This window comes from Pseudomonas sp. S2_A05 (assembly GCF_054668485.1).
Map to the genome: position 1 here is coordinate 1,479,099 of NZ_CP162775.1, position 13,237 is coordinate 1,492,335.

The window sequence follows — 13,237 nt, forward strand, 5'->3', positions numbered from 1 at the left end:
CGACACTGGACTCTCGGTAAACTCCCGGCGACTTTGAATGGAAACCACTGACATGACCGAAGACACCATCAAGCGCCGGGCACGTGGTCTGGACCGGGCGTTCGATATCCTCGATTTTCTCAAGGAAATCGGCCAGCCCCTGCGCCCCAATGACATCGCCAACGGCATCGGCGGCCCGAAATCCACGGTCTACGAGCTGGTCGCATCCTTGCTGGAACGGCGGATTCTGGAACCGGTGGGCAAGGACGGCCACGTCTATCTCGGCCGCCAGTTGTACTTCCTCGGCCAAGCGCATCTGCGTCATTTCGACCTCAGCCGCGAGGCCGATCACGCCTTGCAGGAGATCGTCAGCCAGACCCGCGAAACTGCGCAGATGTGCCTGCTCAACGGGCGCAAATACACGGTGGCGTTGATGAAGGAGGGCGAGCGGCATTTCCGCATCTCATCGGATATCGGCGAAAACGCTCCGATCCCGTGGACCGCCTCCGGGCGCTTGCTGCTCGCGCACTTGAGCGATCAGCAGATCATCGACCTGATCGACGAGGACGACTACATCCTGCCCGACGGCGAACGCCTGCCGCTGGAACGCTTTCTGGCGGAGATTCGCCAGGCCGGCATTGATGGCTTCTTCTCCTTCGACAGCGTCGCCGACACCTTTACCCATTGCTTCGCCGCGCCGGTGAAAGACCCGCAAGGCGTGGCCATTTGCACGTTGTGCATCGTCGCGCCACGGGCCGATGCAAAAAACAATTACAACGACTATCGCCGGGTGCTGATCGAGAGCGCCAACAGCCTCGCCCGGCGGATCAACGAATAACCGCGGTTGCCTGCGGCCGCGACTGTGAGGACTGGACCATGACCACTGCCATCAACTCTGCCGTAGAAAAAGGTGACGCCACCCTCGGCGCGCAATTGACCCGCGACGTCAGCCTGCCAGCGCTGGTGCTGCACCGCGAGGCGCTGGAGCACAACATTCGCTGGATGCAGAAATTTGTCAGCGACAGCGGCGCCGAACTCGCGCCTCACGGCAAAACCAGCATGACTCCGGCATTGTTCAAGCGTCAGCTCGACGCCGGCGCCTGGGGCATCACCCTCGCCAGCGCTACCCAGACCCGCGCCGCTTATGCTCACGGCGTACGTCGGGTGTTGATGGCCAATCAATTGGTCGGCACGCCGAACATGGCGTTGATTGCCGATCTGCTCGCCGATCCGACGTTCGATTTCTATTGCATGGTCGATCACCCGGACAACGTCGCCGACCTCGGGGCTTACTTCGCTTCACGTGGGGTCAAGCTCAACGTGATGATCGAATATGGCGTGGTCGGCGGGCGCTGCGGGTGCCGCAGCGAGCAGGAAGTCATCGAGCTGGCCAAGGCCATCGATGCGCAACCGGCGCTGGCACTGACCGGCATTGAAGGTTACGAAGGCGTGATTCATGGCGATCATGCGGTCAGTGGCATTCGCCAGTTCGCTGCGTCGCTGGTGCGCCTGGCGGTGCAGTTGCAGGACAGCGGCGCTTTCGCCATTGCCAAACCGATCATCACCGCATCGGGTTCAGCCTGGTATGACCTGATCGCCGAATCCTTCGAAACCCAGAACGCCGCTGGCCGCTTCCTCAGTGTGTTGCGCCCGGGCAGTTATGTCGCGCACGACCACGGCATCTACAAAGAGGCGCAGTGCTGCGTGCTCGACCGTCGCAGCGATCTGCACGAAGGCCTGCGCCCGGCGCTGGAAGTCTGGGCTCATGTGCAGTCGCTGCCGGAACCGGGTTTCGCGGTGATCGCCCTAGGCAAGCGCGACGTCGCATTCGACGCCGGTTTGCCGGTGCCGTTGTTGCGCTACAAGGCCGGTGTGGTGCCGGCGACAGGTGATGATATCGGTGCGTGCAAGGTCACGGCGGTGATGGATCAGCATGCGTTCATGACTGTGGCGCCGGGTGTAGAACTGCGGGTCGGCGACATCATTTCCTTTGGTACTTCGCATCCGTGCCTGACGTTTGACAAATGGCGTGTTGGGTTGCTGGTGGATGAGCAGTTGGCGGTTATCGAGACCATGGCGACTTGTTTCTAAGGCTTGAGATTGCGTTGCGGCGGCTATTTCGCGAGCAGGCTCGCTCCCACAGAGGACGCATTTGAATGTGGGAGCGAGCCTGCTCGCGAAGACGCCCGCTTAGCCACCACTGAACCACCCGAGATCCCACCCGATGAAAATCCTCCGCAACACCCCACGCATCGCCCTGATCGGCGAATGCATGATCGAACTGCAACAACGTGCCGACGGCAGTCTGCAGCAAAGCTTCGGTGGCGATACCCTCAATACGGCCGTGTACCTGTCCCGCGCGCTGGGCGACAAGGCGCAAGTCGACTACGTCACCGCGCTGGGCGATGACAGTTTCAGTGACGCAATGTGCCAGATCTGGCGCAGCGAAGGCATCGGCCTCGATCTGGTGCAGCGCTTGCCCGGTCGGCTTCCCGGTTTGTATTGCATACAGACCGACGCCAACGGCGAGCGGCGCTTTCTGTACTGGCGCAACGAAGCGGCGGTACGCGATTGCTTCACTACCCCTGCGGCCGAGCCGATTCTCGCGGCCTTGCCGGACTACGACGTGCTGTATTTCAGCGGGATCACCCTCGCCGTACTTGGCATGCAAGGCCGTGCCCGCCTGATCAAGACGTTGAGCGAAGCCCGGCAGCGCGATGCGCGCATCGTGTTTGACAACAACTACCGCCCACGCTTGTGGGCTTCTGTGGAAGAGGCGCGGGCGGCGTATCGCAGCGTCTTGCCTTATGTCGATCTGGCGTTGCTCACCGTGGATGACGAACAGGCGTTGTTCGGGTTTGCCGATTGCGCTGAGGTGTTTGCGACGTATGCGCAGATTGGCACGCCAGAAGTGGTGCTCAAGCGTGGCGCCGAGGCGTGCCTGATTCGTTGTCAGGGGGAGGCGTTTGAGGTGCCGGCGCAAAAGGTCGACAAGGTTGTCGACACCACGGCGGCGGGGGATTCGTTCAGTGCGGCATATCTGGCCCGGCGCTTGCTCGGCGGCAGCCCGGCAGATGCGGCCCAAGCGGGACATGAATTGGCCAGTCAGGTGATACAGGTGCCAGGGGCGCTGATCCCCAGGTAGTCAGAGAATGGCCGCTTGCTGCGCAATCGGTTCGCGAGCAGGCTCGCTCCCACAATGAAAATCCGGTCGAAATGTGGGAGCGAGCCTGCTCGCGAAGAAGCTCGACAGCCAGCCGATCAATCCCGATAAAACACCTGCACCAGGTGATAACCAAACTTGCTCTTGATCGGTCCATGCACGGTGCGCACTGGTTTCTTGAAAATCACCGCATCAATCACGCCGACCATCTGTCCTGGACGTACTTCGCCCAGATCACCGCCGCGTTTGCCGGACGGGCAGGTGGAAAACTTCTTCGCCAGCACATCGAATGCTTCGCCCTTGGCGATGCGCTGTTTGAGTTGTTCGGCCTCTTCGGCGGTTTTCACCAGAATGTGGCGGGCTTGGGCTTTCATCGTGCAATACCTGATAACGGGGTGACAGCGGGGCGCGCGATTATGCCTCAAGTCACGGGGTCGGGTTGCTCAACTTGCGAATCTTGCTCGCCAACACTTCCAGGACAAAAGGCTTGGCGACCATGTCCATGCCCTCTTCAAGAAAGCCCTGGCGCTCAGCAGCAATCTGCGCGTAACCGGTCATGAACAGCACTTTAAGGCCGGGACGATGCTGGCGCGCAATTTCCGCCAACTGGCGACCGTTCATGCCGGGCAGCCCGACATCGGTGACCAGCAGATCGACACGTTGCGCGGACTCGAACAAGGGCAGGGCGATTTTGGCGTTTGCCGCTTCGAAGGTTTTATAGCCCAGCTCCCTCAGCAGATCGAGCACCAGCATGCGCACCGCCGCGTCATCCTCGACCACGATTGCGATTTCGCCAGAAGATGAAGCAGCAATCGGTTCGGCTTTCTTCACAGATGAGGTTTCCGGCGTCGGCTCAAGCAAGCGCGGCAAGTACAGGCGCACGCAAGTACCTTGCCCCGGCACGCTGTCGAGGCTGACGTGACCACCGGATTGCTGGGCGAAACCGTAGATCATCGACAGCCCGAGCCCGGTGCCCTGGCCGATCGGCTTGGTGGTGAAGAACGGATCGAACGCTTTGGAGCGAATTGACGGAGTCATGCCGGTGCCGTTATCGCTGACCGCGAGCATGACGTATTCCCCGGCCTTGACCGGTTCGAGAATGGTGATGTCGCTGCTGTCGAGGTAAACGTTGGCAGTCTGGATCAGCAACGTGCCGCCTTCGGGCATCGCGTCGCGGGCGTTGATCACCAGATTGAGCAAGGCATTTTCCAGCTGGCTGACGTCGGTGCTCACCGGCCAAACGTCTTCGGGCAGGCGCAGTTGCAGATCGATCGGATCGCCTTTGGTGCGGCGGATCAGATCTTCCAGCGAGTGCACCAGCTCATTGACGTTCAGTTGCTTGCGGTCCAGCGACTGGCGCCGCGAGAACGCCAGCAAGCGATGCGTGAGCGCCGCCGCGCGATTGGCCGATGACACGGCCGCTTCGGTAAAACGGCCGATCTCGTCGGCACGACCATTGGCGATGTAGCGCTGCATCAAGTCCAGACTGCCGATAATGCCGGTGAGCATGTTGTTGAAGTCGTGGGCGATGCCACCCGTGAGCTGGCCGACGGCTTCCATCTTCTGCGCGTGGCGCAAGGCATCTTCGGCGCGCTCGCGTTCGAACATCTCGTTCTGCAAACGCTCGTTGGCCTGAGCCAGTTGCTCGGTGCGCGCGCTGACCCGCTCTTCGAGGGTCTCGTTGAGATTACGCAGGGCTTCTTCGGTTTTCTTGCGCTCGGTCTCGTCGATGACAAAGATGTAGAAGCCGTTCACTGCACCGTCCGCACCATGTCGCGGCAGATAATTCATGAGGGCATGACGGGTGCTGCCATCGCGGTGCGGTGTGTAGAAACTGAAGGAACAGGCGCGCCCGGCCAGCGCTTCGGCGATGTACGGCGCACGCAGGAAATACGCCTCTTCGCCGATGACTTCGCGAATCTTGCGCCCGTACAACTCTTGCGGTGTAAGGCCGTACCAGTCGAGATACGCTGCGTTGTTCAAGCGAAAACGTTCTTCGGCGTCGACATAGCTGATCAGGATCGGCATGGCGTTGATGATCAACTGCAATTCGGTCTGGCTCTGACGCAGCGCTTGTTCGGTGTGTTTGCGTTCGGTCAGGTCCAGCGCCGCGCCGAGAAAGCGCATCGGCCGACCATGATGATCCTTGTAGCAACGCCCCCGCGCGAACACCCAGCGCAGCGTGCCATCGGCCTGCAACAAGCGATATTCCTCAGCGTACTCGGTGCCGTGGGTGATGCAGTGCTTGATGCCGCGCGCAACCATTGCGCGGTCTTCGGGGTGCACCCCGTGCATATATTCGCTGATCGGCAACTGCCCGGCCTTGCTCGGATCAACGCCATGCAGTTCGGCAAAATGCGCATCGGCAATGAATCGGTCTTCGCCAATGTCCCAGTCCCACGTACCGACGGCGTCGGCGGCGGCGAGGGCCAGTTGCAGACGCTCTTCGGACTGGCGCTGAGCCTTGAGGCTTTCCTCGGAACGGCGCTGCAATTCCAGGGCAATGCGGCGGCGTTCGTTGGTCTCAATGGCAGTGATCAGAATTCCAGCGACCTGTGCGGTTTCATCGCGAATCGGACTGTAGGTCAGATCCAGCCAGAAATCGGTTTTTTTGCCGTCGCGCTGCACGCTGAAACGTTGCTCGCTGAAGCTGCGCACCTGGCCCTGCAGCACCGCTTGGTATATCGGCTCGGCAAAATCCCGTACTTCCGGCCAGATCTCATGCGTTGGCTGGCCGAAGGCTTCGGGATGCTTGCTGCCGGCGAGCAGGGCAAAGCCATTGTTGTAGATCTGCGTGAGTTGCGGCCCCCACAACAGCAGCATCGGCATCGGCGAATGAATCACGATGTCCACCGCTGTGCGCAGACTCTGCGGCCAGGTACCGGCGGCGCCCAGCGGACTGCGGCTCCAGTCGGTGCGGGCGATCAGGGCCTGGGCGTCATCGGTGGTGGGTACAGCATTCATGTTTCAATCCTGAGCGTGGTTCGGTGAGACGGGGTCTATCATTGTTGCAGGAGCCGCGCCAAGCGTAGGCCAAATCTGCTCATTCAATGCTTCGCGGGTGCTTTCAGCCATGGAAATCGATGCACTGTTGTCAACATTGTCGCAAAAAAACGGTTCGGATCTCTTCCTTTCCACCGGCGCACCACCGAGCGCTCGCATTGATGGTGTGCTAACGGCGCTCAGCGATCAGCCATTCAAACCTGGCGAAACCGCGGCCATCGCCACCTCCCTGATGGACGCCGAGCAGCGCCGGGAGTTCGACCGGGATCTTGAAATGAACCTGGCAATCTCCCGAACGGGCGTCGGCCGGTTCCGGGTGAACATTTTCAAGCAGCGCAACGACGTTTCGATCGTTATCCGCAACGTCAAGCTCGACATCCCGCGGTTCGAAGACTTGAAACTGCCGCCGGTGTTGCTGGAAACGGTGATGCTCAAACGTGGCCTGATTCTTTTTGTCGGCGCTACCAGTTCGGGCAAGTCGACCTCCCTGGCGGCGCTGATCGATCATCGCAACCGCCACAGTGCCGGACACATCGTGACCATCGAAGACCCGATCGAATATATCCATCGGCACAAGCGCTCGATCATCAATCAGCGTGAGGTTGGCGTCGATACGCGCAGCTTTCATGCTGCACTGAAGAACACTTTACGCCAGGCACCGGACGTCGTCCTGATTGGTGAGATCCGTGACCGCGAAACCATGGAGCACGCGCTCTCGTTTGCCGATACAGGGCATCTGGTGTTGTCGACATTACATGCGACCAATGCCAATCAGGCGCTGGATCGCATCATCAATATGTTTCCCGAGGAGAAGCGCGAGCAGCTGTTGCAGACATTGGGCAACAACCTGAAAGCCTTTATCTCGCAGCGCTTGGTACGCACTGTCGACGGCCAGCGCAGGGCGGCCGTGGAAGTGTTATTAGGTACGCCGACTGTCGCTGATGCGCTCCGTCGCAATGAGTTGGCTGAGTTGAAAAGTATCATGGAGAAATCCGAAGACTCAGGCATGCAGACATTCGATGCTGCACTGTTACAGTTAGTCCTTGCGCGTGTTATTACAGTAGAAGAAGCTTTGAAAAACGCGGATTCGACAAACAACTTACGGTTAGGCATCAAGCTTAAACTTGATTCTCCAATCAACGAAAAAGCATCAACAGGGGATTGGGGGTTGGTGGAGTAAGTTGTCGTGTCTGTAGGCTGCTGAGCGGTCAGGTGATAGATGTTTGAAATCTAGACTAATACTTGGTTAGTTGTGGTTTGGCCTGTTTTTATTAGATTTGCGATCTCGATAGCAAGTCCATGTAAATAAACAGGTCAATAAAATGAAAAATCGATGTGGTGCAGGTGCTCTTTCCAAATTGAGCGCTGCCGATAATGTGCGTTGTTCTGCCGCAGATGAATTAGAACGAATGGCACTTCTAGGCCAGTTGAAAAGATTTCTTGTTGAAGCTCCGGAAGACGTTGCACGGGATATTTCAAACGACGACCAAAAGATCATCTGGCTCTCGCCTGAATCCTCTTTTGGACGTTTACAGAAACCGGCCAGCGAGATGCTTCAGGATCTGATGAGCTTACTCGGCTCCGGCACCTACAGTAGGGTTACGTCTTCGGGTGAAATTCACATATACGTTACTCATGAAGGGTGGATGGATGTATCGGATAACGTCAAGAGTAATCCCGACGCGAATGAGAAGTTCGAGAAGTTAGTTGCTATTGCAGCAGGTCTTGGTGGATTCGTTCACCTTGATAACGCAGTGCTGTTGTCGCAGTGGTTGCGTTTTCACGGGTTCAACGTGCCGGATGACAGAGAAAAACTAGAAAGCTTGATTGGCTTTTTGGAGTGGAAGTGGCCTGAAGGAGATAATTTTGGTAATTACTGGGGGCAGATAACTGGGCTAAATGATACGTCGATCACCTTGACACCACAGCAGTGTGCAGAGATTCGCGCGGTGACGAGTAAACTTTTCCCTGCGAATGAGAATCTACTTAACACAATCTTCAGAAGCGTCAGACCGTATAACGTTACTACCGTTAATTGGGACAGCGCTAACGAGGTCGTTGCAATGCTGGTTCGTCATCCAGCGTCGCAGAAAATTGCCAAGGAATACGTCATTGCACTGGACTGGTGGGGGGCGAAGGATTCCGAGGAAATCAGTAGTGACGATCTAGCTCAGGTATTGCTCACCGCAATAATTTTGCAGTTGGATTCATCCATAGGCGTTACTGGCAAGCGCAACTGCATCGGAACCTTTGATATATACGATTCGAGCACCATGGCTGATAGGCCGTTATATGCCATACGTGAAAATTTTGAGGCTTACCTTGTAGCAAAGGGCCATTCGCACTCGATTATTCCTCTCGCTTCCCACCTGCTCCTGGCTCATGTAGCGCCTTGTCTCCTGGTTAAAAATCTGCCCCAAGAGCTTTACGCTGGCTCGATCGGCTGGGTGACGTTTTGCCAGGCGGTGAGCTTTATCGAGATCAATTGTCGAGGCGTCTCTCGCTTCATGACATATGAACAAGTCATGAAGTTTGCAAGCATGGAAACGGTCAGCCCGGTACTGGGGGAGCTGCAAGGTATTACTGCGATCGACCCTATCATTGACTGGGCATTGGTGAATGAAGTCATCACTCATGAGCAGCTGAACATGTCTGCTCTTACAGCAGCTCAAGACGCTTTGAATGCGTATAAAACGCACGTGGATGATATTGTTTTGGGAATCAAGGCATTTGGGGCGGCTCCGCCCAATCGGAAACGATTGGCGATGACTGCATTGAAGCAGGCGGTTGCTGATTTTGATGTTATTGAACAACCTCTTTTGCGTCCTGAGACTTATTCTGCAATGAGAGTGTCGATGCTTGATCTTCATATCGAAGGGGTGCTGACGTCCGGAACATGGGATTGGAATAAAGAGCCCGGCATTTTCGATAAGTATCCGCAGCTTTTGGCCTTGCCTGCCATCAAACCAGCATTCGAAGCTGAGCTCGTTAGCTATCACCGCAATATTCATAAGGCGATGGCTTCAAACATAAAGCTGGCGATAGCAGGAATGCCTCGAGCCGATCGAGATGTCTTTGCCTCAAGCAAGATCACGTTTTTTACTGTACGTCCTTCGGTTGCAGAGGTTTACTATCCGTCATCGGCTAATTATAACTTGGTCGGCGCGGGTAATCAGCCACCAAAAAACATAGAAGTTCAGCTGAAGAAAGACCAGGCGGTGGGGCGGTTCGGCGTAATTATGATAGCTTCCTTCGGGAATAATCAGACTTTATGCTATGAAATGTTTACCTTGCTGGGGGAGTGCAGAAGAAACGATGAGCTAGGCAAATTGATTATTTATACCCAAAAAATGAACATGCCTGGAAGGGTTGAATATACAGGGGAGCCCAATGATGCATTTTTCCCTTTGCCCCCCACGCATAACGTTCCAACTGATTTCGATAGCTACATTGTCGGAAAAAAGCCGTCGCCGAATGCCTCTGGGATTATGGTTATAGAGAAACTTGGCACTGTTATGGCTCCGACTTCTGCGTCGCGGGTCGTTCGTAATCATTATCAGTTTTTCGTAAATGAGCATATCGAAAATATTGCCCAATTTGTTGTGAAGAATAGACCATTGGGCAGCCTCCAGGATTTCAGGGAAGTCTTCACCGAATACACTGATAAAGAGCGTGCGGAGAACACTTATAACGAGGTGCTGACGTATATTATTGACCTGTGTGTCCCGTTCAAGAAATGTATCGAAGACTTGGCTTCCGGAAATAGAAATCAGGTGGTTGACGGAATTTACGCGTGCACGATGGATGCTATCGGTATCTTCTTCACTGTACTGGGTGCCCCGGCTAAAATTCTGCATATCGCAGCCAAAACAGTTTCGTTGACGGCAAAAATCGGCAGCCTCGTCAGGTTTGGCATTTCTCTGACAGTCTCGACTTTCAATCCGATTGATGGATTGCCAACTGCTGGATACCAAGCGTCGAAAGCATTGTTCAAAAGCGTCATGCATTTGGGCGCGTCGGGCGCAAAAGTCGTGGAATCTGCCGTTGTCCAGATGAGCAGACTCACCGGTACGGCGCGGGAATTTCACAAGCTGGCGAATGCTACCGATGTTGGTTTCGGGAGGTGGCGCCCGCTTGGAAGCACCGCGTCTTCTTTCAATGTCTGTGCCATCAAGAAAAGCAGTGAGTGGTACGCGGCCAATCGGCTAGGTAAGCCGTGGGGAAAACGACTCGTCAATTTCGACCTGCAAGAGAAGTTTAGTCTGCCATTACTGCAGAAACCGGTTCCGGGTGTTTTTACAGCTCACATTCTCGAGCGCAGTCTGCCACTGGCCCGTTTCAAAATAGACAGCGCAATTGAAATGCTGGGCTCGCCGGCGCTGAATTTCAAAACCGACCCCGCGATTGGATTGTTTTTTGGCAGTACCTCGGCGGCGCGTGACGAATTGTCCAATCTGCTAAGCGCCATCAGGCTGGATTTCGGCGGAACGTCCGCCAGTAATTTCCTGTTGGATAGCCTGAAACTAGATGATGGCGTCATTGAGGTAAATCCATTCGATTACAGCAAATGGAAGAGCGCAGGAGCTACAGATAAAAAGCGTGTTCAGTACATGACGGTCAATACACGTAACTTCAACCAGCGATTCAGCCTGACAGGTTACGGCGAAATCGCTGATGACCTCATCCACGAAATGATTCGGGTCAACCCCGCCAAGACCAGTCTGATCACTGCCGAGGGGGCGACCCGAGATGGTAAGGTCGGTTTGGATGTGGCGCCTTTACTAAACTTGGCAAAGGGACGCTTGCCCCGGTCTGAGCCTATCACTGGCAGTTTTCACGAAAGTGCTCAAGCGCTCCTCAATGCAGACTCGCTGATGCTCGTTATTGCCTTGCTCAGTTTGTTGAAAACAAACGAAGCGTTGTTTTCGCTGAATCTCAGCATCATGCGCGCAGCGATCGAAGCCAGTGGAGATCAGCCCCTCACCGGTGAAGTTGTAATACAGCTGAATTGAGGCTGCGCCAGACGAAATTCAGTGTTGAATAACTTCGTTCATGGCCAGTTCGCGCCGATCCCGAAACTGCTCCAGCGCTTCGGGATTGGCCAGTGCATCGGTATTTTTCACTGGCCTCCCATGCACGACATCGCGCACCGCCAGCTCTACGACTTTTCCGCTGATGGTGCGCGGTATATCGGTTACTGCGACGATGCGTGCGGGAACATGCCTGGGTGTGGTATTGGCGCGGATCACTTCGCGGATTCGGTGTTCAAGCCCTTCATCCAGCTCGACGCCGTCGCGCAAACGCACGAACAACACGACGCGCACATCCTCCTGCCATTGCTGACCGATGGCGACGCTGTCCAGCACTTCACTGATTTTCTCGACCTGCCGATAAATCTCCGCCGTGCCGATGCGCACGCCGCCCGGATTCAACACCGCATCCGAACGGCCATGGATCATCATCGCTCCATCGCGCATTTGCTCGGCGTAATCACCCTGTGCCCAGACGCCGGGAAACTGGCTGAAATAAGACTGGTGCAGTTTTGTGCCGTCGGGGTCATTCCACAAGCCGATCGGCATCGCCGGGAAATGCCGTGTGCAGACCAGTTCACCTTTCTCACCGATCACCGGCTGGCCAGCGTCGTTCCACACCTCGACGGCCATGCCCAGGCTCTTGCCCATGATTTCTCCGCGACGTACCGCTGACAGCGGGTTGCCATTGACGAAGCACGAAACGATGTCGGTGCCACCGGACATCGAGGCCAGACACACCTCGGTTTTGAAGTCGCGATAAACGAAATCGTAGCTTTGCGGTGACAAAGCCGAGCCTGTGCACAGCAGCGTTTTCAAACTGCTCAAATCATGGCTTTCCCGTGGCCTGGCGCCGCTGCTTTCCAGCGTCGCGAGGAATTTCGGACTGGTGCCAAACACGCTGATGCGTTCATCGTCGATCAGGTCGAGCAGGCGCTGGTGATCCGGGTGGAACGGCGAGCCGTCGTAGAGCACCACGGCGCTGCCCACTGCGAGTGCCGAGACCAGCCAGTTCCACATCATCCAGCCGCAGGTCGTGTAGTAGAACAAGCGATCACCGGGACCGAGGTCGCAGTGCAAACCATGTTCCTTGACGTGTTGCAGCAGCACGCCGCCGGTGCTGTGGACGATGCATTTCGGCACGCCAGTGGTGCCGCTGGAGTACAGCACGTAGAGCGGATGATTGAACGGCACCGGGGTGAAAACCGGTTCGCCGCCGGGTTGATAGAAGTCTTCCCACAAGCAGACATCAGCGTGGGTTTGATAATCCTCGATGCGCGCTTGCGGACGGGCGTACGGGACGATGATCAACTGCTGCAGTGACGGCAGTTGTGCAAGGATTTCGTTGAGCTTGGCGGTCTGATCCAGGGTTTTTCCGGCGTATTGATAACCGGCACAGGTGAGCAGCACTTTCGGTTCGATCTGGCCAAAGCGATCGATCACGCCGTGGGTGCCGAAGTCGGGCGACGAGCAGGACCAGATCGCGCCGAGGCTGGTAGTGGCCAGCATCGCCACCAGGGTTTGCCAGGTGTTGGGCATGCACGCCGCCACGCGATCACCCCGGCCAACGCCCGCCGCGCGCAGGCTCGCCTGAAACCCGGCGACCTGTTCGGCCAACTCGGCCCAGGTCAGTTGTTCGCGCTGACCATTCTCTGCAACTGCGATCACGGCCACGGCATCGTCGCGTCGGCGCAACAGGTGTTCAGCGAAGTTCAGGGTCGCGCCGGGGAACCACTCGGCGCTGGGCATTTCTGCACCTTCACGCAAGACGGCGTCGGGCTGAGTGTGGAAGCGGATGTCGAAGAAATCGACGATCGCCTGCCAGAACGCCGGGCGCTGATCGATGCTCCATTGGTGCAGGGCAGGGTAGCCGTCGAGCTTGAGCGAATGCCGCTGATTGATATCGCGCCGGAAGGCATCCATACGCGAACCGGCGATACGCTGGGTGTCGGGTTGCCAGAGAATGTCGGACATGGGCTTGCCTCTTCTTATCGGATTCGTACAGGCCAGGGAGATCATTCCCTGTGGGAGCGAGCCTGCTCGCGAAAGCGTTGTCTCAGTA

Annotated in this window: 8 protein-coding genes; 5 read left to right on the plus strand and 3 right to left on the minus strand. The window is 56.7% G+C overall.

The genetic code is table 11. The annotated features are described in order from the left end of the window. Window positions 1–52: 52 nt before the first annotated feature. From AB4O12_RS06750 to kdgK, 3 genes are all read left to right on the plus strand, one after another. Window positions 53–817: an IclR family transcriptional regulator gene (locus AB4O12_RS06750; protein WP_041478714.1), complete on the plus strand. Its 765-nt coding sequence runs from the start codon at window positions 53–55 to the stop codon at window positions 815–817. A gap of 38 nt (window positions 818–855) precedes the next feature. Beyond that, window positions 856–2,070: an amino acid deaminase gene (locus tag AB4O12_RS06755; RefSeq protein ID WP_095179754.1), complete on the plus strand. Its 1,215-nt coding sequence runs from the start codon at window positions 856–858 to the stop codon at window positions 2,068–2,070. Window positions 2,071–2,203: 133 nt separating this feature from the next. Further along, complete coding sequence (gene kdgK / locus AB4O12_RS06760; protein ID WP_460060964.1) at window positions 2,204–3,124, plus strand: 2-dehydro-3-deoxygluconokinase; 921 nt, start codon at window positions 2,204–2,206, stop codon at window positions 3,122–3,124. Between the two features lie 116 nt (window positions 3,125–3,240). On the opposite strand, the gene AB4O12_RS06765 is transcribed toward kdgK, so the two are convergent. Together AB4O12_RS06765 and AB4O12_RS06770 are read right to left on the minus strand one after the other, a co-directional pair. Continuing rightward, window positions 3,241–3,516, minus strand: a complete 276-nt coding sequence (locus tag AB4O12_RS06765; protein WP_460060966.1) for a peptidylprolyl isomerase — start codon at window positions 3,514–3,516, stop codon at window positions 3,241–3,243. Window positions 3,517–3,568: 52 nt separating this feature from the next. Then, a complete protein-coding gene (locus AB4O12_RS06770; protein WP_460060968.1) occupies window positions 3,569–6,106 on the minus strand; it encodes a hybrid sensor histidine kinase/response regulator in 2,538 nt (845 codons plus the stop codon). 109 nt (window positions 6,107–6,215) lie between these two features. Here AB4O12_RS06770 and AB4O12_RS06775 point away from each other — a divergent pair, with 109 nt between their 5' ends. Both AB4O12_RS06775 and AB4O12_RS06780 read left to right on the plus strand, forming a co-directional pair. Beyond that, a complete protein-coding gene (locus AB4O12_RS06775; RefSeq protein WP_095179759.1) occupies window positions 6,216–7,325 on the plus strand; it encodes a PilT/PilU family type 4a pilus ATPase in 1,110 nt (369 codons plus the stop codon). A gap of 142 nt (window positions 7,326–7,467) precedes the next feature. Then, on the plus strand, window positions 7,468–11,157 hold the full coding sequence (locus AB4O12_RS06780) for a hypothetical protein (RefSeq protein WP_460060972.1): 3,690 nt from the start codon (window positions 7,468–7,470) through the stop codon (window positions 11,155–11,157). An 18-nt stretch (window positions 11,158–11,175) separates the two neighbouring features. On the opposite strand, the gene AB4O12_RS06785 is transcribed toward AB4O12_RS06780, so the two are convergent. Further along, window positions 11,176–13,149 carry an acetoacetate--CoA ligase gene (locus AB4O12_RS06785; RefSeq protein WP_305382864.1) on the minus strand — a complete coding sequence of 658 codons (1,974 nt, stop codon included), beginning with the start codon at window positions 13,147–13,149 and terminating at the stop codon, window positions 11,176–11,178. Window positions 13,150–13,237 lie beyond the last annotated feature (88 nt).

Bases quoted from the DNA above. Each gene is read 5' to 3' on its own strand.
- AB4O12_RS06765 (WP_460060966.1), bottom strand. From the start codon at position 3,516: ATGAAAGCCCAAGCCCGCCACATTCTGGTGAAAACCGCCGAAGAGGCC.
- kdgK (WP_460060964.1), top strand. From the start codon at position 2,204: ATGAAAATCCTCCGCAACACCCCACGCATCGCCCTGATCGGCGAATGC.
- AB4O12_RS06780 (WP_460060972.1), top strand. From the start codon at position 7,468: ATGAAAAATCGATGTGGTGCAGGTGCTCTTTCCAAATTGAGCGCTGCC.
- AB4O12_RS06770 (WP_460060968.1), bottom strand. From the start codon at position 6,106: ATGAATGCTGTACCCACCACCGATGACGCCCAGGCCCTGATCGCCCGC.
- AB4O12_RS06755 (WP_095179754.1), top strand. From the start codon at position 856: ATGACCACTGCCATCAACTCTGCCGTAGAAAAAGGTGACGCCACCCTC.
- AB4O12_RS06775 (WP_095179759.1), top strand. From the start codon at position 6,216: ATGGAAATCGATGCACTGTTGTCAACATTGTCGCAAAAAAACGGTTCG.
- AB4O12_RS06750 (WP_041478714.1), top strand. From the start codon at position 53: ATGACCGAAGACACCATCAAGCGCCGGGCACGTGGTCTGGACCGGGCG.
- AB4O12_RS06785 (WP_305382864.1), bottom strand. From the start codon at position 13,149: ATGTCCGACATTCTCTGGCAACCCGACACCCAGCGTATCGCCGGTTCG.